This is a genomic window from Oricola thermophila, assembly GCF_013358405.1.
In the GTDB taxonomy this organism is placed as follows: domain Bacteria; phylum Pseudomonadota; class Alphaproteobacteria; order Rhizobiales; family Rhizobiaceae; genus Oricola; species Oricola thermophila.
In genome coordinates, this window is the sequence record NZ_CP054836.1 from 2,536,747 (window position 1) to 2,562,947 (window position 26,201).

Annotated in this window: 21 protein-coding genes; 8 read left to right on the forward strand and 13 right to left on the reverse strand. The window is 61.8% G+C overall.

Translation table 11 applies throughout. From position 1 onward, the window contains the following. Positions 1 to 92 precede the first annotated feature (92 nt). Positions 93 to 536 (forward strand): MarR family winged helix-turn-helix transcriptional regulator, encoded by a 444-nt coding sequence (locus HTY61_RS12235; protein ID WP_246272793.1) that lies wholly within the window; start codon positions 93 to 95, stop codon positions 534 to 536. 9 nt (positions 537 to 545) lie between these two features. Here HTY61_RS12235 and HTY61_RS12240 read toward each other — a convergent pair whose 3' ends face one another. Genes HTY61_RS12240 through HTY61_RS12250 form a run of 3 tightly spaced genes read right to left on the reverse strand, consistent with a single transcriptional unit; the run spans position 546 to position 3,352 of the window. Continuing rightward, the gene (locus HTY61_RS12240) at positions 546 to 1,850 is read right to left on the reverse strand and encodes a TRAP transporter large permease (protein WP_175277062.1); all 1,305 of its coding nucleotides are present in this window, start codon (positions 1,848 to 1,850) and stop codon (positions 546 to 548) included. Next, complete coding sequence (locus tag HTY61_RS12245; protein WP_175277063.1) at positions 1,843 to 2,370, reverse strand: TRAP transporter small permease; 528 nt, start codon at positions 2,368 to 2,370, stop codon at positions 1,843 to 1,845. Before HTY61_RS12245 ends, HTY61_RS12240 begins: the two co-directional genes overlap by 8 nt. After that, complete coding sequence (locus tag HTY61_RS12250; protein ID WP_175277064.1) at positions 2,363 to 3,352, reverse strand: TRAP transporter substrate-binding protein; 990 nt, start codon at positions 3,350 to 3,352, stop codon at positions 2,363 to 2,365. The genes HTY61_RS12245 and HTY61_RS12250 overlap by 8 nt, the downstream gene beginning before the upstream one ends. 479 nt (positions 3,353 to 3,831) lie before the next feature. On the opposite strand from HTY61_RS12250, the gene HTY61_RS12255 reads away from it, so the two are divergent. Beyond that, entirely contained in the window at positions 3,832 to 4,266 is a 435-nt protein-coding gene (locus HTY61_RS12255; RefSeq protein ID WP_175277065.1) for an acyl-CoA thioesterase, read from the forward strand. A gap of 22 nt (positions 4,267 to 4,288) precedes the next feature. Here HTY61_RS12255 and HTY61_RS12260 read toward each other — a convergent pair whose 3' ends face one another. Beyond that, on the reverse strand, positions 4,289 to 4,753 hold the full coding sequence (locus tag HTY61_RS12260) for a hypothetical protein (RefSeq protein ID WP_246273040.1): 465 nt from the start codon (positions 4,751 to 4,753) through the stop codon (positions 4,289 to 4,291). Between the two features lie 97 nt (positions 4,754 to 4,850). Next, complete coding sequence (locus tag HTY61_RS12265) at positions 4,851 to 5,543, reverse strand: helix-turn-helix transcriptional regulator (RefSeq protein ID WP_175277067.1); 693 nt, start codon at positions 5,541 to 5,543, stop codon at positions 4,851 to 4,853. An 848-nt stretch (positions 5,544 to 6,391) separates the two neighbouring features. Between HTY61_RS12265 and HTY61_RS12270 the strand changes: the two genes are divergently transcribed. From HTY61_RS12270 to HTY61_RS12290, 5 genes are all read left to right on the forward strand, one after another. Next, positions 6,392 to 8,128: a hypothetical protein gene (locus tag HTY61_RS12270; RefSeq protein ID WP_175277068.1), complete on the forward strand. Its 1,737-nt coding sequence runs from the start codon at positions 6,392 to 6,394 to the stop codon at positions 8,126 to 8,128. Positions 8,129 to 8,239: 111 nt separating this feature from the next. After that, on the forward strand, positions 8,240 to 10,240 hold the full coding sequence (locus HTY61_RS12275) for a hypothetical protein (RefSeq protein WP_175277069.1): 2,001 nt from the start codon (positions 8,240 to 8,242) through the stop codon (positions 10,238 to 10,240). Positions 10,241 to 10,543: 303 nt separating this feature from the next. Next, positions 10,544 to 12,703, forward strand: coding sequence for a type I secretion system permease/ATPase (locus tag HTY61_RS12280; RefSeq protein ID WP_175278535.1), 2,160 nt, complete (start codon positions 10,544 to 10,546; stop codon positions 12,701 to 12,703). 12 nt (positions 12,704 to 12,715) lie between these two features. Next, the gene (locus HTY61_RS12285) at positions 12,716 to 14,050 is read left to right on the forward strand and encodes an HlyD family type I secretion periplasmic adaptor subunit (RefSeq protein WP_175277070.1); all 1,335 of its coding nucleotides are present in this window, start codon (positions 12,716 to 12,718) and stop codon (positions 14,048 to 14,050) included. A gap of 136 nt (positions 14,051 to 14,186) precedes the next feature. Next, positions 14,187 to 14,387: a hypothetical protein gene (locus HTY61_RS12290; protein WP_175277071.1), complete on the forward strand. Its 201-nt coding sequence runs from the start codon at positions 14,187 to 14,189 to the stop codon at positions 14,385 to 14,387. A gap of 56 nt (positions 14,388 to 14,443) precedes the next feature. On the opposite strand, the gene kynA is transcribed toward HTY61_RS12290, so the two are convergent. The 4 genes from kynA to HTY61_RS12310 form a co-directional block, all read right to left on the reverse strand. Beyond that, entirely contained in the window at positions 14,444 to 15,283 is an 840-nt protein-coding gene (gene kynA / locus HTY61_RS12295; protein ID WP_197945313.1) for a tryptophan 2,3-dioxygenase, read from the reverse strand. Continuing rightward, positions 15,280 to 16,473 carry a kynureninase gene (gene kynU, locus HTY61_RS12300; RefSeq protein ID WP_175277072.1) on the reverse strand — a complete coding sequence of 398 codons (1,194 nt, stop codon included), beginning with the start codon at positions 16,471 to 16,473 and terminating at the stop codon, positions 15,280 to 15,282. The genes kynA and kynU overlap by 4 nt, the downstream gene beginning before the upstream one ends. 182 nt (positions 16,474 to 16,655) lie before the next feature. Next, a complete protein-coding gene (locus HTY61_RS12305) occupies positions 16,656 to 17,795 on the reverse strand; it encodes a sensor domain-containing diguanylate cyclase (protein WP_175277073.1) in 1,140 nt (379 codons plus the stop codon). Between the two features lie 179 nt (positions 17,796 to 17,974). Beyond that, the gene (locus HTY61_RS12310) at positions 17,975 to 18,445 is read right to left on the reverse strand and encodes an Lrp/AsnC family transcriptional regulator (RefSeq protein ID WP_175277074.1); all 471 of its coding nucleotides are present in this window, start codon (positions 18,443 to 18,445) and stop codon (positions 17,975 to 17,977) included. A gap of 132 nt (positions 18,446 to 18,577) precedes the next feature. On the opposite strand from HTY61_RS12310, the gene HTY61_RS12315 reads away from it, so the two are divergent. Next, positions 18,578 to 22,036: an indolepyruvate ferredoxin oxidoreductase family protein gene (locus HTY61_RS12315; protein WP_175277075.1), complete on the forward strand. Its 3,459-nt coding sequence runs from the start codon at positions 18,578 to 18,580 to the stop codon at positions 22,034 to 22,036. Here HTY61_RS12315 and HTY61_RS12320 read toward each other — a convergent pair. From HTY61_RS12320 to bfr, 4 genes are read right to left on the reverse strand one after another with little or no spacing between them, the layout of a single operon-like run. Continuing rightward, on the reverse strand, positions 22,020 to 23,072 hold the full coding sequence (locus HTY61_RS12320; protein WP_175277076.1) for a DUF1513 domain-containing protein: 1,053 nt from the start codon (positions 23,070 to 23,072) through the stop codon (positions 22,020 to 22,022). The two genes, HTY61_RS12315 and HTY61_RS12320, sit on opposite strands and share 17 nt — an antisense overlap. Positions 23,073 to 23,113: 41 nt before the next feature. Then, positions 23,114 to 24,193: an imelysin family protein gene (locus HTY61_RS12325; RefSeq protein WP_175277077.1), complete on the reverse strand. Its 1,080-nt coding sequence runs from the start codon at positions 24,191 to 24,193 to the stop codon at positions 23,114 to 23,116. Next, a complete protein-coding gene (locus HTY61_RS12330) occupies positions 24,193 to 25,722 on the reverse strand; it encodes a di-heme oxidoreductase family protein (protein ID WP_175277078.1) in 1,530 nt (509 codons plus the stop codon). Before HTY61_RS12330 ends, HTY61_RS12325 begins: the two co-directional genes overlap by 1 nt. Beyond that, on the reverse strand, positions 25,694 to 26,179 hold the full coding sequence (bfr, locus tag HTY61_RS12335; protein ID WP_175277079.1) for a bacterioferritin: 486 nt from the start codon (positions 26,177 to 26,179) through the stop codon (positions 25,694 to 25,696). The genes HTY61_RS12330 and bfr overlap by 29 nt, the downstream gene beginning before the upstream one ends. Positions 26,180 to 26,201 lie beyond the last annotated feature (22 nt).

Genomic DNA, 26,201 nt, shown 5'->3' on the forward strand with positions numbered 1-26,201 from the left:
CTCGTCAACAAACAAGTATGTTCAACTATCAACTTCGCATATTGACTCGTCCATATCTGTCGGAGAGACCGGCACCGAGTGGGAGGGGTACATTGAGAGTAAGCTTGAGGATGCCGGGGCACCTGATCCGGCGATTGCACCAGGTATCCACGCAATTGTTCCTGCAACGGATGCGAGACGCGGGATACGATATCACACCGGTTCAGTTCGCTGCGCTCGATACGCTTCGGCACAGCGAGGGAATAGACCAGGCAGGCCTTGCACAAGCCATCGGCAAGGACCGTGCGACCGTGGGGGCAGTAGCCGATCGGCTGGAACAGAAGGGACTCGTGAAAAGGGTCATCAGCAGTCGCGACAAACGGGCGCGCGAACTTAGCATCACGAGGGAAGGCGAAGCCGTCCTCGATGCGGTATCGCCAATGGTCGAACAGATGCAGAAAGAGATACTGGCAGGGCTCGACGACGAAGAATACGAACAGTTCATCGCCCTCGCCGCCAAGGCGGTGAAAGCCGCCGAAGCGGCTCTCGAGGAGTAAGAACCCGCACTAGCGGAACATCGCCTGCGGAATCAGCAGCGCGATCTGCGGAAAGACCACGATCACCAGCAGGCACGCCGCCATCGCGAACCAGAACGGCAGAACGCCGCGGAAGATGGTCCCCATTGAAACATCTTCCGCAACACTCTTCACCACGAAGACATTCAGCCCCACGGGCGGCGTGATCATGCCCATCTCGATAACGATCACGGCAATCACGCCGAACCAGATCGGATCGAAGCCGGCCGCAGTGACGATAGGAAAGAAGATGGGGATCGTCACGACGAGCATTGCCAGACCGTCCATGAACATGCCCAGAGCAAGATAGGCAAGCACGATCAGGAACAACAGGCCGTACGGACCGAAACCCGCTGCGGTCATGGTTTCGCCGAGCGTCGCTGGCAATTCGGTAAGCGCAAGGAATGGATTGAGAACGCTCGCGCCGATGATGATCAGATAGAGCATTGCCGTGGTGCGCACTGTGTCGGAAACGGCCTTCACGGCCTGCTCCCGGTTCATGTTCCCGGAAATGCCGGCCATCAGGGCCACCATTCCCGCTCCCACGCCCGCGGCCTCTACCGGAGTGAATATCCCCAGATAGATGCCACCGATCGAGACCACGATCACCAGAAGCAACGGCATTGCCCTGAGCAGTGCCTTGAACCGCTCTTCAAACGGCACGAATTCTCCACGCGGCCCGGCACCCGGGTTGCGCAAAGTCACGAACGCAATGGCCCCCATGAAGAATGCTGTCAGCAGAAGGCCGGGCAGGATACCTGCCATGAAAAGCTGCCCGATGCTCTCCTCGGTCAGAATCGCGTAGATCACGAAACCGGTCGAGGGCGGGATTAGGAAACCCAGCGTCCCCCCTGCCGCCACGGCACCTGTCGACAATGCATCGGAATAGCCGAAACGCTTCATCTCCGGCAGGGCGACCCGCCCGATCGTCACAGCAGTGGCCACAGACGACCCGCTGACGGCGGAGAAGGCGGCACAGCCAACAATCGATGCCGATGCCAGCCCCCCACGCAACCATCCAACCCAGGCAAAGGCAGCCTCGTAAAGCCGACTGCTGAAGCCTGCCGCGGAGGCTATGTTTCCCATCAGGACGAAGAGAGGAATCACCGTGAGCGAATAATTGGAAGCCGATGAAAAGGTCTCGGTCAGCAGCAGCGCATTGGCAGACCGGGTTCCGTTCAGGATCACCGTTCCGAAATAGCCTACCGCAAGCATCGCCATGCCCACGGGCATGCGCAAAATCATCAGTACGAACATTGCGCCGATGCCGCAGAGCCCAATTGCAAAATCACTCATTGCGGTTCGCTCCGGTTCGAAGAACATCAACGAATTGCAGGACCAGCACGACTGCATAGAGGACGGACCCGAGCACGATCAGCCCGTAGAAAGGCCACAGCGGTATGGCGAGCATATTGGTCGCATCGCCGAACTCGGCCGCATCCTTCAGCTTGGCCCAGGCACGCAAGGCAAGCCGATAGAGCAGGAAGGCAGCGATCGCGCGCGCAAGCAGGTCGCCAACGAATCTCCCCCACGCGCCGATCACGCCATCCATCACGTCAACACGGATATGGTCCTCGTGCTGCGCGGCCACGGGCATCGCAAGCATAACCAGCGCGACCGAAACAAGCTGGATGATCTCGTTGGAGCCCAAAATCGGCGTCCCGAAGACATAGCGCATGACGACCCCGGCAAAGGTTGCCACGAGCAGCAAGACTAGCGAGACCGATGACAGCACCGTCAACACGCGAACGGCCCATCCGACGGTCGTCGAATGGGCCAGTCCGCGCGGCTTTTTCACCGCGGCTTCGTCAGTCATTTCGAAGGGCTTCTACATAGGCCCTGGCTTCGATGCCGTTGGCCTCCGCTTCTTCGACGATCCGTTCCACGGCCGCTGCCGAGGCCTCGTTGAATTTCGCGACTTCGTCGGCCGACAGTTGAATGTGCTCCTTGCCCTCGTCGGATGCAAAATCCGCGAGGATGCTGTCAGCCTTGCTCACCCAGGCCTTGCCGCCCCGGATTGCAGCCTCACGTCCCGCATCCAGCACGATCTTCTGCTGCTCATCAGACAGATCGCGGAAGCTGTCGCGATTCATCAGAAGGAAGAATTCCGAGATCGTCGTATCCATTCCCGTGGTGACGTATTTCGTCACTTCAGCCAACCGGAATGCCGTGAGCGCGGTCGCATCGATCAACGCACCATCAAGCACTCCGGTCTGCATCGCATTGTAGATCTCGGAGGCGGGCATGGAAACCGGCGTTCCACCCCATGCCTCCACGACCACCCCGGCATTCCGCGAAGGCACGCGGATCTTCAGACCCTTGAGGTCTTCCATGGTGCGCACGGGCTTTTCCGCGGTGAAAAGCAGGTTCGGCGCATTGTTCCAGAGGCCAAGCAGAACCACGCGGCGATACTCGTCGGAAAGCATGTCGATATTGGCAATGATCCGCTCGGTGCCCGTTTCGGGAGAGATCACGCCCGGAAGCTCGGTCAGCAGGGTCTTCGGGAAAATCGATGCCGTATAGCCCGGCAGACCGAACGCGATATCAGCCACGCCGTCGACCGCACGGTTGTACTGCTCGGCCGGGCCCGGTCCGAGTTCGCCGCCCATGAATATGCTCACGGTGATCTCGCCGCCGGTAGCCGTCTCGATCGCCTCCGCGAAAGGCTTGTAGACATCCTCCACGACGAAGTGAGACGGCGGCTGGAAGTCGGCCAGCTTCAAATCGCGCGCCGAGGCCAGCGGCGCCATCATAACCAGTGCGGCCGCAACGGCCGCAGTGAGTGTCCTTTTCAGCATCTTCCTCTCTACTCCTGTTTCGGATGCTCGGGCGGCCCCGGAGGGATCGCCTTTCGCAGGCATTTCCGCGCGACGACGCAGCAACGCACGGCATTGCGAGCCGCCGTTGCCGGTGGCCGCGGAAAAGTTCAGGCTGTCCTAGTGGTGCTCTTCGAGCGGCTCCCGGTCTCCCGCAGCAGGCAGACGGAAACCGCAGGGATGACATCGCATCGTCCGGTCTTCCATCGAGACTTGATTGATAAGTCGACGTACCATAAGCACGGATTTGCGAATGCGGTCAATCAAAAAGTAAGTGCATTTACTAGTTTGCGAAGACGACTGGCCTGTAGAGGCGGTCAGCCGAACATTCCGGCCGCAATGCCGCCAATCGGGAGATCGTGGACGGATCCCGACCTGTCCCGCAACCCCGGTTCCAATTCCCGGGACCGCGACTAGTATTTCCCAATGACAACAGCCTTTTCAGGCATGGAGATGGGGGAATGGAAATGGAATTCGAATGCTATCGCGGCGTCGTGCATCCCTGGCTCTGCGATGCAATGGGGCACATGACGACTCGTCACTACACCGCGATGTTCGATGACGCCTCCTATCACATGTTCTCAATGCTCGGTTTCACGCCCGAACACCTCGCTTCAGGCATCGGCCTCGCAGACGTGAAACTGACAACCTCGTTTCTCGCCGAACTGAATGCCGGGGCGCTCGTCATCATCCACGGCAAGGTGACACGCATCGGCACGAAATCGCTGACCGCCTTCTACCGGATGAGCAATCTGCACACCGGCGAGACAGCGGCGACCGTGGAAGCCGTGACGGCGCAGTTCAACCTGAAGACCCGACGGGCCATCCCGCTCCTGCCGGAAATCCGCGAGGGTGCCGCGCGGCATCTCGCGGAAGGGACCGCCCCGCCAGCCTGATGCTCTCCTACGACAAGCGCGGTCAGCTCTTGAAGCCGTATTTGCGCATGATCGCCCAGATCGCCTTGTTCAGCGCCACAAGCTGCGCGATGCTGTCGCTGATGCGGTCGATTTCGCGGGCATCGAGCTGCTCGACCTTGCCGTACCGCACCGCATCCCGGCTTTCGACTATCCGCATCAGTTGCGTCGCCCCGCGACCGCTTTCCGGATCGAAGGAATAGATGCAGTGATTGTATTTGTTGCGCAGACGCAGTTCCCGCGTCAGCTTCCGGCTGACTTCGAGGACGGCATCCCTGCAATCCTTGGGAGTCTTCTCCATCTTCGCAAGTCTTTCGACCAGATCGATTCGCGCGCGCGGCGTGTTCAGCGTCAGGAAAATGATGATGGCGGTTTCCTTGTCCGTACGCGCCAGCCCCCCAATCAGGTAGATCAGAAGACTCTCCGTATTTGTCCACGTGTAATTGAGCTGCCCTATGAGAAGCAGTATGCGCTGCAATTCGGCAGCCGGGTCTTCGAAGGCTCGGCCCGATGATGCCGCAGCAGATGTTGGCTTCCCCGACTTCACGACCTGAGCCATCGGCAGATCACGCCTGCACGCCCGGCGTTTTCTCGTTCGCAAAGAAGAGCGCCGCGGCCTCGGTACGGTTGTGAACACCGAGCTTCTTGATGATGTTGTGAATGTGTATCTTGACCGTGTTCTCCGACAACTCCAGATCGGCCGCGATAACCTTGTTCTGGCAACCCTGCGCCACCATGCACAGGACTTCCTGTTCCCTGGTCGTCAGCTTCTCCAACATGCGCCGTGCAGCTTCCGGCCTGGCCGCGCTCGCCAGATCGGCCTGGATGCTTGCGGAATCCGCCACTCGGTGATGAGCGCCCTGCAGCTTGCGAATCAGGTTCGGCGGGATGTACTCGCCACCCTTCAGCATGATCTGCAGAATCGACAGCCAAATATCGAGATTCACATCCGTCGGCAGGATGCCCTTCACCGCCCCCGACAAGATACGACTCACCAGGAAATCGTCCGGATCAAGATGCATCGGCGCCATAACAGCGACCGTGGATGCCGGATCCGGAAACCGGGCCTCGTCGTCGAGGCTCGCAAATTCCGCGTAACAGGCCAGGTCGATCAAAATCAGCTGTGTGTTCGATTGCGCCAGTTCCCGGGCCTGAGCGGCTTCGGGAATCAACCGAACATCGAGCCATGGAAATGCCCTCTCCACCGCCGCATGCAGGGCATCGGACATCGTATCCTGGCGTGCGATGATGAGAAGCATCCGTCGCGACCCGCCAGCCGGAGCGGGCCCGCCCGGTGTGGAAAAGATGCTGTTGGACAAGTTTTTGGGTAGAATAGCATTCTGGAACATTCTGGCCCTCCCGACCCTGAATTGAACAAGGGTTAACTCCCAGACATGCCCCTAGGGAAGAAAATCTAAACCATATCAATGGGAAGAGGAATAGCCCGATTGGTCTATGCCGATGAAATCCTACCCATTCGGGTTAATCATTTATCCTCCAAATTGACGCTTGGCCGAGCTTCCATTTCTTGGGAGCCGCCGACCAAATAATGCTCAATACCAAGATTTAACAGTGAAATCTGGCCTGCTGATTCGCGAGTTTCGGGATGCGCGAATCAGCTTGGGGCCAAGCTTCTCGACTTCCCAAGCGTTCGTTCTTCACACAGCTTTTTTCGGCCAGGTCACTCGCCGCGACATTATCCCCAGCCGCATCACCGCCGCGAGTCCCGATATGGCACACATTCCTTCGCGGAAACCGCTGCCGGACGCCCGGAATAGACCTATGGGTGTAGCGCGAAATGTTGTCTTTAGCGCTGCCAAGGTCGGCGCGACACTCCCTCCGTTACATGGGGCGGGAATATCAGGACAAAGCGTTCGGCAGCTTCCCGATTCGTGCCTTGCCCCGATTGGCCCGCCTCCACCTGAAACATCAGGATGGGAGGACATCCACGACGACAATTCCAAACACGATTCCGAGGTGCACGCCGCGTAGGCTCGCGTCCGCGCCCTCGAACACCAAGAAATCCTAGAAACAGACCGAACGGCAAAGACCCAAAACAGATGAATTGCGGTCACGCTGTCCCGGTCTTCCATAAAGGAAGAAGACAATGAACAGACATTGGTTCCCATGGGACTGGCAGAGACAAGACCAGGATCAAGAGCAGGATCAGGATCAGTGGCAAGATCAGGATCAGTGGCAGGTTCAATTCGGCAAATCGATCAGTGAAGCCGATTCGGACTCTGATGCCGATGCCAAGTCCGAAAGCGAATCCGAAGCGGATTCGGATGCCAAGTCGGAATCGGAAAGCGAAGCCGAGGCCGAAGCGAAGTCCGAAAGCGAATCCGATTCCGACGCCGACGCCAAGGCTGACGCAAACGCAGACGCCGATGCTGACGTCGACGTGAAGGTCGAGAACGAAAACGAGAACAAGAATATCAACATCAACAAGGCGGAACTGGAGAGCAAAACCGATGTCGATGTTGATGTCGACGTGAACGCCGATCTCGACCCGTTCTCAGACATCGAACTCGAAGACTCCGATGTCGAGAACCTTATCGTCAACAAGAGCGGAACGGTCGACCTTGATCCCGGCGACGACATCGACGTCGCGATTTCCGGGCTCAACAACTCGCTCAACGGCGTCGGAAACGACAATGCCATCGTCATCAACCAGGTCGCGACTCTCGAAGACAACGACAAGCTTGATGAAGCCAAGGTCGATAACGACGGCGGCTTCACGCAGCGCTTCGATGTCAGGGGTGGTACGGCCGAGGCATCCGAAGGCATCGAAGCCGGCGGAACGGGCGGCGACAGCGACGGCGATGCCAAGAGCGAAGGTGGCGAAGGCGACGATGCCGATGCCAAGGCCGACGACGCCTATGCCTATGGCGGCGCCGGTGGCTACGGCGACGGTGGCGAAGCGACCGGAGGCGATGGCGCGATTGGCGGCGATGCCGGCGCTATCTCGGCGGCCCTCGGCGCGCTCGGCGTAGGCCTCGGCAGCGGCGGAGCGTCCAATGACGGCGGCGACGGCGGCAAGGCCGAGTCCGAAGGCGGCAATGCCGACGCCTGGGATGGTGGAAAGGCATCCGCTGATGGCGATGACGTCAGCGCCAGCGACGCCGGCAACAACTCTGCCGACGGCGGTTCTGAAACTGGTGGAGCAGTTGGCCTTGGTGCTGGTGTCGGCACCGGTATCGGTGGCCTGGGTCTCGGCGCTGGCAACGGCTTCGGGGCCGGTTCCGGCACCGACAGCGGCAATGCCGGCAACGGTGGCGGCAGCGGTACCGGCGGTAGCAATACCGCACAGGGTGGCAATGGCGGCTTCGCACTGGGTGGCGACAGCAAGGCCTTCGGCGGTGACGGCGACGATGCCGACGGCGGCAATGGCGGCGATTCCGAGGGCGGCAACGGCTTCGGCTCCGGTTCGGCCTTCGGCAATGCCATGTCGGCTGCGGGCGCCATTGGCGGCGCAGGCGGCTCAGGCGGAGCAGCCACCGGCGGTGAAGGCGACGGTGGCATGGGCACCGGCGGCTTCGCGATGGGCGGCGATGCCATTGCCTGGAGCGTCGGCGGCGATGCCGGGAATGCCTCCTCCGGCGACGGCGGTGCCGGCGGTGCCGGCGGCATGTGGGGTTCGAACAATGGCGACGACGGCTTCGTCGAAGGCCATTCGACCGCCACGGCCGATGCCATTGTCGATACCGAGGCGTTCAACATGGACCTCGTGCTCGGAGCGAACCTGCAGCAGAACGCGGTCGACATGACCGTGGTCGGCGGCAGCCTCACCAGTTCCGTGTCGTCGGTCGGTGAAGACGATGGCGTCGACGGCGTGCTGGGCTAGCAGCCTCCTGGCCTGATCAAGAGATGGGCTGCGCGGTCTCCGCGCAGCCTCCTTTTCCGGGGCAACAAGATCAAACGAGTCTAACCAACCGACCCAAAACAGGGGGATATCATGATCCGCGACTGGATTACCGAAGCTATCGCCCATTTTGTCGGTCTGTTCGAGACGATCATAGAAGCAGCCCGATCGCGGGAATCCTATGACGAATTCCGTGCGGCCCGCGCTGCCGAGGAAGAAACCAGGCAGTTGGAACAAAGCCGGCCCGACACGGAAGTCGAGCTCGAGCAGGAGGAATTCGAACCCGACTCCGACTACCAGCCGCTTCCTCCGGAAGTCGAGAAGCTGGCGATGGTGAACGCGGTCCGGTTCGAACAGCCCGATCCTGCGCAGATCGGGGAGAACGTCATCTATCCCGGCTACATTTCACAATCCGGCCAACCCCAGTCCTCGTCGGCCAAGGCGCTACCGCCCGAATTCGAGCCGATAGGCTCCTACGCGGTTGTCGTGAACCAGTTGAATCACCTTTCCGACAACGACAATCTGTCCATTGGCGGTTCGGGACTTGCTTTCGCCAATACCGATGACAGCAGCGAAAGCCTTGAACAGCTGCTGTCCGAAGCGCTTGAGCTCGCACCGCTTTCCGAACTGGAAATGCCCAAGACCGAAGCGGACATCCCCTCGGTCATCGAGGCAGCGAGCGGGAACCTCAACGATTTCATCGACGCTCACGGCGACGACGAGGGTGTCTCCGTCACGAGCAGCGGCGCCATTCAGGGTACTTTCGTCAACGGGAAGGCCGCGGAAGCAGCGCCCGAGATCAATGATCACTGGCACAAGGAAGAGCCCGAAGTGGACTTCACGCCGGAGAAGGTCAACGGCACCGACGAACCCGCGATCGAACTTGAAGCCGGCGGGAACGTTGCGGTCAACGAAGCGGTGATCATGAACAACTGGGTAGTCGCTCCCGTGATCGTGGGCATGGGCGACAGCTACGAGATCAACGCTATCGTGCAGATCAACGCATGGTGGGACCAGGATCTTGTCGCCACCGAGGCTTTCGACCATCACGACATGAAGGGGCACGGGCACGGCGGCACGAAGGCTTTCAACGTAGCCGATTTCGACCGTACCGATCCGTCGAAGGAAGGAAGCTCCGGCAGCCATTCCGGCGGCGACGATTCCTTGCAGTTCCCCGCCCAGTGGGCAGTCAGCTCCATCGAAGGCGACCTCGTCATGATGAACTGGATCGAGCAGATCAACTTCATCCTCGACAACGACCAGGCAGTCCTCGCATCGAGCGGCGTCAAGGCGAGCGTCGTCGCCGGCGGCAACTCCCAGTTCAACATCACGTCGATCGAGGAACTCGGTTCGTATTACGATCTCATCATCGTCGACGGCAGCATGTACGATGCAGCATTCATCCAGCAGATGAACGTTCTTGTCGACAACGACATCGTCGGCGCAGTCAACGGATTCGCGACCTCGGGCACAGCCGACACCACGATATCCGGGACGTCCGACAACCTGCTCTGGAATCAGGCAAGCATCACGAATATCGGCGGTTCGGACCGGTTCGACCCGATGTCGGACATGTACCAGCAGTTTGCCGAAACGATCGCCAATGGCAGCATGAGCGTGGCGGGCGGCAGCTTCGCCGACAGCGCCTTCGCAGGCCTCGCCGGCATCCGCGTGCTGCACGTGAAGGGCAGCATCTACGACCTGAAGTACATCAAGCAGACGAACATCGTCGGCGACAACGACAAGGTCGCCCTGGCGCAGAGCCAGGTCCTGTCAAACGATGCGGCGGACTGGGACATATCCACCGGCTCAAACGACCTGATCAACGTCGCCGCCATCTACGATGTCGATGCGACCGGATCGACACATCTCCTCGGTGAACACTATTCCCAGGAAATCCTGATCCAGGCCGATATCATCTCCTGCGATCCGGACCTGGGCGGGCAGGATCCGAACGTGCTGATCAACGAAGCGATCGCCTTTCTCGACGATCAAATGGTTGGCTCGGAAACCGAAAGCTCCGAAAATCCGGTGGGTGCTCCCGCGCCATGCGACACAACGCATCCCGACGTCATGCAGTCGATGCTGGCCTGACGGATAAAAGGGGGAGCAACAGGCATGAAAACATACCGTGAAGGCTTCCGCAGTGTCGGCCCCGAGCGCAGGAAATGGGAACCACAGCGTCGTATTGAACCCACGCCGGGAGAGCCGCCATCGAAAACCATGCCTCCGGATGAAGGCCTGCGCAACCGGCTCGCCAACCTGACGCAGAAAACCGAGCACAGCCTCGACGACATCGACCGGTCCGTGGACGCGCTACGCTGTGCCACTTATGCAGGACCGACGAAACGCCTGCGGCCAGAAGCCAGGATGGCTGCCCAGCCGCGCACGGAACGGATGATTCCCGCCCCGCCCGCCGAGTCTCCGGCGGAAAGCGAAGCCACGCCGGACGGCGCGACAACCGCCGACATTGATGCAAGGGCCCGTCGTGACAACGATATGCCGGCGGCAGAACCGCGCACGGAAACAACGGCGCCAGCCGAACCGGCGGACGACAACGGCGCGACGAACGATGCCGGGACCGATCCGGGAAACGGGCCCGCGCTCGGCGCAAACGACTCCAAGACAGCGGATGATACCCCGACCGGAAAAGCGCGGACGGAAGCGAAAACGGAAGTCTACGAACCGGGGAAAGTGGTCCTCGACGGAGACTCCGGCCCGGTCATGGCGCGGCCGAAGGATCCTGACAAGAAATCCCCGAAGACAGTCGACGGTGGCGGTAGCGGAGCCGGATCCGGCAGCGGTGATGGCGGCGGTGGTGGCCATTTCCACAAGCGTCTCGGTCCGGTGGACTTCAGCGCCAGCCTGAAGGCCGGCAAGCGCGCGATCCGCAAGAACATGGCGGTCGTCATTCTGTTCACCATCGCCACGAACATTCTCGTGCTGGCCATCCCGATATACCTGTTCCAGATTTCCGATCGGGTGCTGACCAGCCGATCCCACGACACGCTGGTCATGCTCACTGCGGTGATCGTGCTCGCGGTCATCCTGCAGGCCGCCTTCGACGCGATCCGCCGCTTCATACTCATGCGCACCGCCGTCGAGGTGGCTGTCCAGCTCGGATCCCCGGTTCTGAGCGCGGCAGCACGCGCCTCGCTGCACAGCAACGGCAAGGAATACCAGGTGCTTGGCGACCTGCAGCAGCTTCGCCAGTTCCTCGTTTCCGGGACGCTGCTGGCATTTCTGGACGTGCCCATGGCACCGCTGTTCTTCCTGGCAGTTTTCTTCGTGCATCCGCAACTCGGCTGGATCGTCGTGGTCGCCGCACTGGCACTGTTGTTCATAGCCTTCATCAACCAGAAGACGACCTCGGCGCCGTTCGCCGATGCCAACCAGCATCTGAGCCGCGCAAACCTTCATCTCGACTCGATGTCACGCAATTCCCAGATAATCAATGCGATGGCCATGATCCCGGAAGCGGTGAAGATATGGGGGCGCGACACCGCCAAGTCGCTTTCCAGCCAGGTAAAGGCCCAGGATCGGAACATCGTTTCCGCCGCATTCTCAAAAGGCTCGCGCATGCTGACCCAGGTGGCGCTGCTTGGCTGGGGCGCGAACCTGGCGATCGCCGGGGAGATGACCGGCGGCATGGTCATCGCCGCCTCCATCATCGCCGGACGCGCGCTGTCGCCGATCGAAGGCGCCATCGAGGGCTGGAACAACGTGATCCAGTCTCGCGCCGCATATGGGCGGATAACGCAGCTTCTCACGGCATCGCCCATGAATTTCGAACGGCTGGAACTGCCGCGGCCCGAAGGCCGGCTCGACGTGGAACGCCTGCTCTTCGTTCCGCAGGGGACGAAACGGGTCGTCCTCAACGGCATCACCTTCTCGCTGCAGCCGGGCGAAAGCCTCGCGATCATCGGCAATTCCGGCGCGGGGAAATCGACACTCGGCAAGATGCTCGTGGGCTCCATCCTGCCGACCTCGGGCAATGTCCGGCTGGATCTCATGGATCTGCGCAACTGGGACCAACGCCAGTTCGGCGAAAACATCGGTTACCTGCCGCAGGACGTGCAGCTGTTCCCCGGCTCGATCAAGGCGAACATCGCACGGATGCGCGAGGATGCCACCGACGAGGCGATCTTCGAGGCGGCCAAGCTCGCGGACGTGCACGAGCTGATCGCCAATTTCGCCCAGGGCTACGAAACATTCGTTGCCGGTGACGGCACGCCACTGTCCGGTGGACAGAAGCAGCGGATCGCGCTGGCGCGAGCCTTCTTCGGCAATCCGCGACTGGTCGTCCTGGACGAGCCCAACTCGAACCTCGATTCGGACGGAGAGGCGGCGCTTGCCAGGGCCATGCAGCACGCGAAGAAAAACAAGATCACCGTCGTCACGATCACGCAGCGCCCGAGCCTTCTGCAAAGCGTCGACAGGATACTGCTCCTGACCAACGGAACGGTGGCCATGTTCGGCACGCGCGAGGAAGTCCTGCGGGCCCTGTCCCTCGGCGGCCCGCCACGGACCGGCATCGCCGACAACCGCAACAACTAGGGAGGCTCGACAATGTCACTACCGGTCGCAGCTGGTGATCAGGAATGGTTTGCCGAAGTCCCGCGCTCGATTCGCGGACACGTGATCCTGGGCATAATCCTCATTGTCCTGTTCTTCGGCGGTTTCGGAGCCTGGGCCGCCACGGCACCGCTGGCGGCAGCCGTGATCTCGCAAGGCAGCTTCGTGGCAACCGGCAACAACAAGATCGTCCAGCACCTCGAAGGCGGGATCATCGAGGAAATACTCGTCTCCGAGGGCGAGAAGGTGGAAAAGGGGCAGCCGCTGATCAGGCTTGACGAGACCGCGGCATTCACGCGCGAAAGGCAGGTGTTCCTGCGCCGTGCCCGTCTCGAGGCGGTCGTGGCGAGGCTCAGGGCCGAGCAGGAGGGCGCGGAGGAAGTCGTCTTTCCGCACATCATCACGAGCAATCTGAACGATCCCGACATCTCGGAAATCGCGGAGGAGCAGCGCATCAACTTCCAGACGACCGGCGAGAAGCTGACCAGCGACATCCAGCTGCTTGAACACAACATCGATTCGCTGGAGTTCCGGATCCGCGGCTACGAGGGGCTCCTGGAATCCTCAAGGCGGCAACTGGCCCTGCTGACCGAAGAACATGAAGGCAAAAAGCAGCTCTACGACAGGGGCTTCATGCGAGCTCCGGAACTCAAGGCAATCGAGCGGGCGATTGCGGAGACCAAGGGCAATATCGAGCGGGTAACCGCCGAGATCGACGAAACGCGCTCGCAAATCGATCGGTTCGAGCAACAGATCCGGCAGACCAAGAACGCCTACCGTCAGGCCGCGCTCGACCAGCTGCAATCCGTTGCCGCGGAACTGGATACCGTCCGCGAAGAGGAACGGACAGTGCGAAACATCCTTCACAGGGCCGTGATCCATGCGCCGGTGAGCGGTGTCGTCGTGCGCATGCACTATCATTCCGCCGGCGGCGTGATCGAAAGCGGCAAGCCGATCCTGGAAATCCTTCCCTCGAATGTTCCGCTGATCATCGAGTGCCAGATATCACAGTCCGACATCGACAGCGTGAAGCCGGGACAGCAGGCCATGGTCCGCCTCACCGCCCTGAACCGGCGGACCACACCGGTGCTCTATGGCGAGGTGTTCTACGTGTCCGCGGACTCGGTGCCGGACACGACCGGCCAGCGATACGAGGCATATGTCGTCCGCGTGCGCCTGCCGGCGAACGAGCTGTCGCGTATTGCCGGCTTCAGCCCGACCCCCGGAATGCCGGCCGAAATCCTGATCCAGACAGCCGAACGGACCTTCCTGAGCTACCTGGTGAAGCCCATCCGCGACAGCATGTCGCGCGCCTTCACCGAGAAATGACGGCACAGGCGTCCGGAAGTCCAGCAGGGCGACAGGAACCCCTTGGCATGCACCGGGCGCCAGTTTTCGGTGAACAGCGGACCGGCATGCCGGGTATCGTCTCGCAACGCGCGACCATACGCGCTAGTTTGGCCGCATGGGCGATGACATATTTCCCATAGCCGAAAGGGACCGGGAACGTCTCGGACGGTATCTCGAATGCCGGTCCGCCTTGATGCCACCTGCCCGCGAGCTGATCGAGAAAGCGCTCATGGACGGGTGGACGGCAAGCGAGATCGCCGGTGCCCTGGTCAGTCTGGCCGCCGAGCTCTTTCCCTACGAGGACAGCGGAAACTGAAGCCATGGGCAGCGGACGCGGCAATGCCGACCGGCGCGGTCTCGACCGTGCCGTACCTACAATCCGGTACGCAGATGCCAGAGTTCCGGGAACAGCTCGACGGAAAGCATCCGCTTCAGATAGTTGACGCCGACGGTGCCGCCGGTGCCCCGCTTGAAGCCGATCACGCGCTCAACGGTCGTAACGTGGTTGAACCGCCAACGGCGAAAATAATCTTCGAAGTCGACCAGCTTCTCGGCAAGCTCGTACATCTCCCAGTGCCTTTCCGGCTCGCTGTAGACGACCGTCCACGCCGCGACCACGCCCTCGTCGGCTTCATAGGGCTTTGTCACATCGCGGTTCAGCACGGTCTCCGGCACGGGTACACCGCTTCGCGACAGGCATCGCAGCGCCACGTCGTACAGGCTCGGACGGTTCATCTCCTCCTCCAGCAGCGTCGCGATGTCGGCGCGGTGGGCATGGGGACGCAACATCGCCGGATTGCGATTGCCGACGGTGAACTCGATAAGCCTGTACTGCCAGGACTGGAAACCGCTCGACTGGCCGAGCGCGTCGCGGAAGCGCGTGTAGTCGGCCGGCGTCATCGTGCGCAGGACATCCCATGCGTTGTTGAGCTGCTCAAATATGCGGGCAACGCGCGAAAGCATCTTGAATGCCTGGCGGTGGTGCCCATCCCGTAACGCGGAGCGCGCCGCCCCGAGCTCGTGCAGCGCCAGCTTCATCCACAGCTCCGAGGTCTGGTGCTGGATGATAAACAGCATTTCGTCATGGGCATCCGAAAGCGGCGCCTGCGCGGTCAGGACACGGTCCAGTCCGAGATAGTCCCCGTAGGACATGCGCCCGTCGAAAGACATTTCCGCGCCTTCCTCGGCGGGATCGTATGGCATTGCCGTCATGTAACTGCACTCCTCCTGCGGAATTCCGGCTTGTCCCAGCCGCTCGTGGCAATGATTTCGGCAAGGATCCGGACCGCGCGATCCACATCGTCCTCGCCGACATAAAGTGGTGCAAATCCGAAGCGCATCACGTCGGGCGCGCGGAAATCGCCGATCACTCCGCGCGAAATAAGAGCCTGCATGGCGGCGTATCCCTCCTCGAAGGCAAACGAGACCTGGCTACCGCGCCTTGCGGGATCGCGCGGAGACACAAGCGCAAGCCCCGGACACTCCCCTTCAACACCGGCGATGAACCGCTCGGTCAGCTCTATCGACCGGCGACGCAGGTCGTGCATGTCAACACCGTCCCAGACGTCGAGCGCCGCATCGAGGATCGCGAGCTGGATAACCGGCGGCGTTCCGACGCGCATCCGTTCGATCCCCCTGCCCGGCCGATAGTCCGGGTCGAAGGCGAATGGCGCCTCATGACCAAGCCAGCCGGAAAGCGCCGGCTCGACCTGCTCGGCAAGGTCCGGACGGATATAGATGAAGGCCGGCGCGCCGGGGCCGCCATTCAGGTACTTGTATGTGCAGCCGGTCGCGAAATCGGCACCGGCGCCGGCAAGATCCACCGGCAGCGCGCCCGCGGAATGTGCCAGATCCCAGAGCGTCAATGCGCCAACCTCATGCGCCTTCCTTGTCAGTGCTGCCATGTCATGCATCCGGCCGGTTCGGTAATCGACCTCGGTCAGCATGACGGCAGCGACATCCTCGGAGATGGCGTCCTCGACCTCCTCGGGCGCGACTACGCGCAATTCATGCCCCCTGTTCAGGCTGCGCAGCAGACCTTGCGCCATGTAGAGATCGGTGGGGAAATTGCCGCTGTCGGAGAGAACGACCTTTCTATCCGGGCGCAGATCAAGAGCGGCCGCAAGCGCCTGATAGACCTTGATCGACAAGGTGTCGCCCATGACCACGGTGCCCGGCGCGGCGCCAATCAGCCTGGCGATCCGGTCGCCGACACGACGTGGCATATCCATCCATCCCGCCCTGTTCCAGGCGGTAATGAGCATCTCCCCCCATTCGCGGCCAATCACTTCCCGTGCCCGCTGTTCTGCAGCAAGGGGAACGGGACCAAGCGAGTTTCCGTCCAGATAGATCACGCCGTCGGGGATGTGAAAAGCGGTCCTTGTGATCGAAAAGTCTGTCATTTCCCCTCCGTTTCGTTGCCGATCCCGCCTTTCGCGGAGATGGCCGGGCAAGCGCGCCCGGCCGGCGCGGTCCCGTTTCCGCCAATGCCGGCGCATCCGTTCGAGAAGACAGGGCGCATGTCAAGCGCCTGAAACTTTCAGACAACACAAAAACGGGGGATGAAACGATGTGTCCGCGGGCACTAGGCGGCGACGACAACCTGATCGCGACCGCGGTTCTTGGCCTCGTAAAGAGCCGCATCGGCACGGGCAACGAGCTTGTCGAACGAGGTATCGCCTTTCGCCAAGCTGGCAACGCCGATCGATACGGTTATTCCGAATGTCCCGTTTTCGGCACGTACATCAATGTCGCCTGCCGCCTTGCGCAACTTTTCGGCCAGCGCAACCGTCTGCCCGAGACCATACCGCGGCAAAAGAAGCAGGAACTCCTCGCCACCGATCCGTGCGAAAATCGCTTCGTCATCGCCGACATCGGCGCGCACAATCTCGGATACCGCTCCTGCCAGCGAAATTAACGCCTGGTCGCCGACGCCGTGGCCGTGATTGTCGTTGATCTTCTTGAAATGATCGACATCGAGAATCGCGACCGAAAGCTCGTATTCTCCGTCGACCGCACATTGCATGTGGCGTTCCGCCTCGGTGTAGACGTGGCGACGATTGTGGACGCCGGTAAGTTCGTCGATGATTGAAAGACGCTGAAGCTGTTGTTCCTTGCGCTTCAGGTCGGTCACGTCCTGCAGGAGGAGCTGGACAACCGGCGTTCCCGCCCATGGCAGGCGTGCGGATATCAGCTTGATCGAGATCATGCGGCCGCGCGGACTGTGCAGCAGCGTCTCCTGCTTGATCGGCCCATCGCTGTTGCCGAAAGAGCGGTCGATCTGCTCCAGGACACCCGGGATCTCCCCTTGCGCAACGAAATCGAGAATATGCTGTCCGATCAACTCGTCGCGGCTCGCCCCAAGCATCCGACACGCTTCCTGATTTGCGAACAGGATGCCTTGGCGCGTGTGAATGAGCAGTCCCATCGGCATGATGTCGAGCATCATGCCCATGCGCTCCTGCGTATCTATCAATGCCTGCCGCGTTGCTTTCGCGGCGTCCAGGGAGTCATCGTCGTCAATGAACTCCCGTTCGGCTGCTTCTCCCATAGCATCCCCCGATACCTCGGGAACACATGCCCCGAGGATCGTAAACATAGCGTTTCCCAAGGGGAAGAAAGTGTTCTGTTTCGAACTATATTCCAATTTTGGTAACTGCTTGCCTACGATTCGCCAACCTATTTGCCCCGGAATGACACAGGTTATGGTTGTCGTGCGCCACATAAGCGGCACAAGTCCAACGATCCGGCGCGGCCGACCGGAATTGCATTCGCGCGGCTCAATCCGCTTTTCGGGACCTCCCCGCAGCCAAGCCGCGTTACGTGAACGACGGGATCGCTGCAACGCACAGGGCGCAACCGCCTCGGCCGGATTCCGGACAAGATCGACGGGCTCGCCGGATGTCAGAGCGGCACGCGCGGCGTGGACTTGATCGATTTCAGGATCAGGTTCGTTCGCACCTGCGCCACGCCCGGCAACCGAAACAGGAATTCTTCGAGGAATGCATTGTAGGCGTCCTTGTCCTCGCAAAGCACGTGAACATGGTAGTCGGCCTCGCCGGTGGTTGCGAAAACCTGCAACACCTCAGGTCGGCGCGAGAGGGCATCCAGGAATTCGTCAAGGTGGTGTCGCTCGTGACGCTGGAGCATCACGTGCACGATGGCGCTGAAGCGCTGGCCGATGCGCTCGCCATCAACAAGCGCGACATAGCCGGAGATGACGCCAGCCTCCTCCAGCGCCCGAACGCGGCGCCAGCAGGCCGAAGCGGACATGCCTATCGCGGCAGCGAGTTCCTGGTTGGATATGCGGCAGTCCCGTTGCAGGTGATCCAGCAGTCGGCGGTCCACCTCGGACAGAGCGACGGTATTCTTCATGGTAGATTTTTCCGTTGTTTTTGCATTTTTCGGATAGATGATCCGAAAAAGTCTTTCAAGTCGGTGTTTCTGACAAATTTTCTCCCGCAGTTCTGGTAAATTGATCAATCCAGGCAAGCGGGAGGATTTGCCATGAACAAGCACGTCGACGGAACGAATCTGCTCACGTCATATGACCTAGGCGACCGCTACACGCAGGAGACGGGCCGGGTTTTCCTGACCGGCACGCAAGCGCTGGTGCGCATCGCGCTCGACCAGGCGCGGCGTGACCGTGCAGCCGGGCTGAACACCGCCGGCTTGGTTTCAGGCTATCGCGGATCGCCGCTCGGCGCAGTCGACCTGGAAATGTGGCGCGCACGAGACCTGACGACGAGTCTCGGCATCGAATTCCTACCGGCCATCAACGAGGACCTGGCGGCGACCGCCATCCTCGGCTCGCAGCAGGTGGAAACGAACCCGGACCGGACGGTCGACGGCGTGTTCGGCCTCTGGTACGGCAAGGGCCCCGGCGTGGACCGCGCCGGCGACGCCCTGAAGCACGGCAATGCCTACGGCTCGTCCCCGCGTGGCGGCGTGCTGGTTGTCGCAGGCGACGACCACGGCTGCGTTTCCTCATCCATGCCGCACCAGTCGGACGTGGCCTTCATGACCTTCCTCATGCCGACGCTCAATCCCGCGTCCGTCGGCGAGTACCTGGAATTCGGCGAATACGGCTATGCACTGTCTCGCTTCTCCGGCATGTGGGTCGGTTTCAAGGCCGTCTCCGAAACCGTCGAATCCGGAGCATCCGTCGAACTGTCACCGCCACGCGCTTTCTCCATGCCGGACTACGAAGCGCCGCCCGGCGGGTTGCACTACCGCTGGCCCGACCTGCCCGGGCCGCAGATAGAGGAGAGGCTGGAGGCGAAGAAGCACGCGGTCTTCGCCTTCGCCGAGGCCAATCCGGTCGACCGGCGCATCCATGAAGTGGAGAATGCGCGGTTCGGCATCGTCACCACCGGCAAGGGGCACCTGGACCTGATGGAGGCGTTGCGCCTGCTGGGCCTCGACGAAAACGAATGCCGCAGGCTCGGCATCGACATCTACAAGGTCGGCATGGTCTGGCCGCTCGCCCGCCGCGACGCGCTGGAATTCGTCAGGGACAAGGAAGAGGTCCTCGTCATCGAGGAAAAGCGCGGCATCATCGAAAGCCAGCTGAAGGAATATTTCTACGACTGGCCCGGCCACAAGCCGCGTGTCATGGTCGGCAAGCGGGACGAGGCGGGCAACCGCCTGGTCCCATGGACCGGCGAACTTTCCCCCAGCCTGCTGCTGCCGATCGTCGCAAAGCGACTCGCGCCGTTCTGCCCCGACATGAACCTCGAGGAACGAGCCGCAGCCCTCACCGCCGCAGACAACCGAGTAATCTCGGTCGCCGGCGCGACGCGCACGCCCTACTTCTGCTCCGGCTGCCCGCACAACAGCTCGACGCGCGTGCCTGAAGGATCAAAGGCGCTGGCCGGCATCGGCTGCCACTTCATGGCGAGCTGGATGGACCGGGAAACCTCGTCGCTGATCCAGATGGGCGGCGAAGGCGTCAACTGGGCCGCCTCGTCGATCTTTACCGGAAAGGGCCACATCTTCCAGAATCTCGGCGAAGGCACCTATTACCATTCCGGTTCAATGGCGATCCGTCAGGCGATCGCCGCCAAGGCCAACATCACCTACAAGATCCTGTTCAACGACGCCGTGGCTATGACCGGCGGCCAGCCGGTCGACGGGCCTATCAGCGTTCAGGCCATCGCTCATTCGGTGCGCGCGGAGGGCGTCGAGCGCATCGCTCTGGTCTCCGACCGGCCGGAAAAGTTCACGGCAGGCGATTTCCCGCCGGGCGTGACGTTCCATCACCGCCGCGACCTGGATGCGGTGCAGCGCGAGTTGCGCGACATCGAGGGCGTCACGGTGCTGATTTACGAGCAGACCTGCGCGACCGAGAAGCGCCGCCGCCGCAAGCGTGGCACGATGGAGGCCCCCAAGCGCTTCGCAGTGATCAACGACCTGGTCTGCGAGGGCTGCGGTGACTGCTCGGTGGAATCCAATTGCCTCAGCGTCGAGCCGGTCGATACGCCGTTCGGGCGCAAGCGCAAGATCAACATTTCAAACTGCAACAAGGACTTCTCCTGCCTGAACGGTTTCTGTCCGAGTTTCGTGACCGTCGAGGGTGCGACACGGCGGAAGAAGGCACCCGACACAGACGCCCTGGCGGAGAAGGCACGGGCACTGCCCGAACCGGATCTGCCTTCGCTTGACACGCCGTTCGATCTCGTCGTGACCGGGGTCGGTGGAACGGGCGTCGTCACCGTCGGCGCGATCGCGACCATGGCAGCGCATCTCGAGGGCAAGGGAACGAGCGTGCTCGACTTCACGGGATTCGCGCAGAAATTCGGCCCGGTGATCTCCTACGTCCGCTTCGGCAAGAATCCGGAGGCCATCAACCAGGTTCGTGTCGACGCGGGAGCGGCCGATGCCCTGATCGGGTGTGACGTTGTCGTCTCCTCTTCACCCAAGGCGTCCAACACCTACCGCGCCGGAATGCGCGCCGTGCTGAACACGGCGGAAATGCCCACCGGCGACATCGTCTTGCGACGCGATGCCGAACTCGGGACCGACGCGCGCGTCGAAGCGATTGCCGGCGTCATTGGCCGGGACAAACTGCGGACAGCAGACGCCAACCGGCTGGCCGAGGACCTTATGGGCGACGCGATCTACGCAAACATGATCATGCTCGGAATGGCATGGCAGGACGGCCTCGTACCGGTCGGCATGGCAGCGATACTGCGCGCGATCGAGCTGAACAGCGTGGAGGTGGAGCGTAACAAGGCCGCCTTTGCAATCGGGCGACTGGCTTCCGCCGACCCCGAAGCGCTGAACGTCACCGGCGCCCCGACCGAACCGGAGAGCCTCGACGCTGTCATAGTACGCCGCGCCGCGTTCCTGGCCGACTACCAGAACGCCCGGTGGGCGGACCGTTTCAGAGCGCTTGTCGAACGCATTCGCGCAGCAGAGGCCGGTCACGCAGGCAGCGAATCGCTGTCGACCGCGGTGGCGAAATCGCTGTTCAAGCTGATGTCCTACAAGGACGAATACGAGGTGGCGCGGCTGCACATGCAGACGGGCTTCATCGGCAAGTTGCAGGAGGGATTCGAGGGCGACTTCAAGGTCCACTACCATATGGCTCCGCCTTTCCTGCCGCTGGGAAAGGATCATCGCGGCCGCCCGCGCAAGATCGAGCTCGGCCAATGGATGCAGTTGCCGCTGCGGCTGCTCGCGAAGCTCAAGTTCCTCCGCGGCAGCGCCTTCGACCCGTTCGGCCACAGCGCCGAGCGGCGCATGGAACGCGAGCTGATCGACTGGTACGCGGGACTTCTCGAGATGATGCTGGAAAAACTCCCGCAAACCGGCATTGAACCGCTGTTGCCGATCGCGGAAGCACCGATGGACATAAGGGGCTACGGGCCGGTGAAGGAAAAGGCCGTCGCCGAGGTCAAGGCGCGGGTCGAGGCCCTGTTGGCGGAGATCGACGCAGCAAACGGCCTCAGGCAGGCCGCCTGACAATGTGATTGTCCCAGGCGAGCGAGGTCTTTCTGCCGTCGAGCATGCCGAGCCCGGAGGACAGAAGAAACCCGTCGCCTCGCGGCGCTGCACCGCAGACGTCCCGGATCTCGTGGCAGGCGCACACTTCTTCCGTTCGCCGGTCGACCTCCAGGGCGACATTGCCCTGGGGCGAGGTGAACACCACCGATCCCGCCTTCTCGTTGACAGCGACGGAACCGATATAGCCGCGCATCAAGCGGAGATATTCGCCCGGCAAGTCAAGCAGGCGAAGGCTGCCATCAGGCGAGACGGAGCCTGCAAGCGGCAACAGTTCGTGGACATCGCCCTGGTTCTGCGCGCCGAACCATACAGTGCCTTCAGCCGTCATCCCCAGGTGGCGGATCGAAAGCTTGTGCATTTGCGGCGGCAGTTGGTGGATCGCGACGATATCGGTGGATTCCAGGTCGACCAGCGCCAGGTTCGGACTCATGGTCGCGACATTCAGCACGGTTCGCCCGTAGTCGGGATGGGTCTCCAGTCCGCCATTGGCAACGAGCATAGCCCTTCCGCCGGGCAGGACGACAATGTCATGGGGACCTATACCCCCGGAATCGAACTCGCCAATGCGACGGAAGCCGTCAGTGGCATCATAGATCCCTATGACGCCGCGCGCGTTGTCGAAGTCGTTTTCGGTGGCATACAGCAACCTCCCATCGGCGGAGAAGCGACCGTGGCCGTAGAAATGCCGATCCGCGGGCGCGTGGAATACAGATGGTTCGTCCTCTCTTGCCGTATCGATCACGGCGGCAAAGGTGCCCGGACGGCGCGCGAAAGTTACAAGCCTGCGACCGGTCGGATCGAACACGGAATCATGCCCACGCCCGGGCAAGACATAGCGGTGGACGATCTCGCCGGCCTCGGTGAACAGGGCAATACCGTAGTCGGTGTAACCGTCGAAGTAGGCCGAGGCATAGACCGCATCGGCATTGGCAAGCGCCGCCGCCGCGCGCGGAGCCAGCCCGGTAAGGAAGGCGCCTCCCGCGGCCTTCAACAAGACACGGCGCTCAATCAAACCCGTGGAACGACACAACTCCATCAGTCACCGTCCAGCGAGGAAAAGCCGACCGAAAGGCCGAGAGTCGCAGTCAACTGCTCGCCGAACAGGCTTTGCAGGCTCTGCGACAGGATGACGAGATACCCCAGATCGGCGACAAGCTCATCGCTGGCGACGATATCCGCGATCGGCATGTCCAGACGCGCCAGCACTCTCCCGGCATTGCCGAACTCGAACTCCACGGAACGGGTCTGCCAGCGCGCCTCTTCCGGAAGAAGATCCGCGATCTCCGCCGTCTCGAAATAGACCCGCAATCCCTCGAATCCGGCCGCAACGAAATCCATCGAAAGGCCCGACCGCCAAAATAGCGCCCGCTTCGGATTGGACTTTCCGTTTTCCGGCACGACCGGCTTCAGCCGCTGGTCACGGATGATCTCGAAGGCCTCGGACGGAATGGAGAGCAACTCGCCGACTGCCTCCTCGGCATTGCGGAATGCCGGATTGTCGGGACCCGGATGCATCCAGGCCGCAGCATAGCCATCCTCGTCCCTCCATTCCGCCTCCAGCTCGAGAGCGATCGAATGGATGTTTTCGGCTACGGCGGTCGCGAAACCGCAACGATGGCCTGCTTGCCTGGCGAGGTCATCCGATCCGGTGCCGAACAGCAGATATTCCAGGGCGGTGAACCCCTGCACCCCGACACTCTTCGCCGGCAGGTTGGCGGCATCCGTGACACTGTCGTCGGCTTCGGCGAGCGCCGCCTGGACCTGGCGCAGCGCGATGCCGCGGCGATCCGGCCAGAACAGCAACCGTTCCAGGCGGTTGTGACGGATGAGCGGGCCGACCCTCAGGAATTCGATCCGGGCCAATGCACGAACGCTGTCTCGGAATGCCCCGCGCGTCGATGCGAGAGCCTGCTCTCCCGGCGCCCCGCACAACCCCGCGGCGGCAACCGCCAGACGTTCCGTATCAGAGGCAAACCGCGCGAATGACGGTCGGATGTATCCGGCCACCAGCTTGCGCACGGAAGCGGCTGCCTGTTCCCCATCCATGGTCAAAGCGCCCGCAGGCGACACCAGCGTGCAGCCAAAGACCAACACCATTGCGAGAATGCGGCTCATCAAAGCGACTCCAGAAAGCGGACAAGTGCCTCGCGATCCCGTCTTGCGAGCGAGGCAAAGCCGTCGCGCGCATCTTGCGCCTCGCCGCCATGCCACAGGATCGCCTCGGTCAGATTGCGGGCACGCCCGTCATGCAAAAAGAAGGTGTGCCCGTTCACGGTCTCGGTCAGCCCAATTCCCCATAGCGGCGCGGTCCGCCATTCGCGCCCGGTCGCCACGCCGACCCGTTGGCCGTCGGCCAGCCCCTCGCCCATGTCATGCAGAAGGAAATCGGAATAAGGCCAGATCAGCTGGAAGGCGTGCTGTTCGGATTCCGCATTTCGGCTGGTCACGTATTTCGGACGGTGGCACGACGCGCAGCCGAGCGCGTAGAACATCTCCTTGCCACGCAGGACCTGCGGATCGTCGTAATCCCGCCTGACCGGAACAGCGAGATGCCTTGAATAGAATGTGACGAGTTCGAGCACCGGATCCGGCGCCTCGGTGTCACCGAGACGCGGCTGGACGCCCGCCGGCATGGCCAGGCACTCCCCCTGCTTCGGCGTGCAATCGCCGTGACTGTCGGGCAGATCCGGAGTCGAAATGCCGATATCATGGGCAAAGGCGTTGGCGGACTGCATGCGGATCGTCGGATTCTGCGCCTTCCAGCCGAAACGGCCGATTGCAATCGGCGAGCCCGGCGTCGCGCGAAACAACTGCACGCGCCCGGAGATTCCGTCCCCGTCGGCGTCGTCAGGATCGGCATTTGCAATGATGTCTGCCGGTTCGATTGCCTCGATCAGCCCGAGGCCGATCATCGGAGGCGCGATCCGCGGCGAAAGGGTCGTCTGCGGGTGCAGCGGTCCGTAGGCGAGATCGTCGACGGAATAGGCGGGCTTGCGCAGCGATACCACCTCGCCATCGGCCAGCATGACCGGCATTTCCTCGTATCCGATGCGCATGTGCCCCTCGGCCCTCAATCCGGGGACCGCATGATCCTGCAACTGCCCGCCATAGACCGGATCCGGGAAATTCATTGCCAGATGGTTTTCGAGGGCAGCGCGTTCAGCGTCCGATTCCGCCGGCCGCGCAAGACGCAGGAACATGGAGGTTGCGTCCGCATCGCCTTCCGGCGGGTGACCGCGACCGTCCTTCAGGTGACAGCTCTGGCAACTGCGCGCATTGAACAACGGCCCCAGCCCGTCTGACGCCTGAGTCGAAGAGGGAGACGACACCCAAAGCTTGCGAAACAGCGCATTGCCGAGATGGAAGTCCTGCTGCTGTTCAAAAGTCAGATTGGCAGAGAAGTGCGAGAATGCATCCCTGTCGACCTTCTTGCGCGACGTCGCGGCGCCGCCGGACATCGCCTCGAAAGCTTCCGGCGCGGAAAATTCCGTCGCCGGTTTCGTTGCCTCGCGCACGCGCACCAGGTCCCCGGCGGACAAGTCCGTGCGCTCGGCCGGCAGGTCGCCGGCCAGTGCTGTTCCGGCAATACCCGCGACGAGAACGGCGGCGAGCGCTCTAGTCGGCCTCGTCGGCACTCTTCGCATTCAACAGTCCGTATCTCTCCTCGCCAAGCTTGCCCAGCAACTCGATCTGCGTTTCCAGAAAGTCGATATGACCCTCCTCATCCTCCAGAAGCTCCTCGAACAGCTTCATGGTGACGAAGTCATCTTCCTCCCGGCAGATCTCACGCGACTTCTTGTAGGATGTGCGCGCATCGTATTCCCCGGCGAGGTCCGCCTCGAGCACTTCCTTCACGTTCTGGCCGATGCGCAGCGGTGCAACGTTCTGCAAATTCGGATGCCCTTCGAGAAAGATGATGCGCTGTACCAGCCTGTCGGCATGGTGCATCTCCTCGATCGATTCGGCCCGCTCCTTGTCCGCCAGCTTGCCGTAGCCCCAGTCTTCCAGAAGACGATAGTGCACCCAGTACTGGTTGACCGCGCCCAGCTCGAGAAAAAGTGCCTCGTTCAGGCACTCTATGACCCTGTCCTTGCCCTTCATCGCATTTCCTTCCGAGGATGAA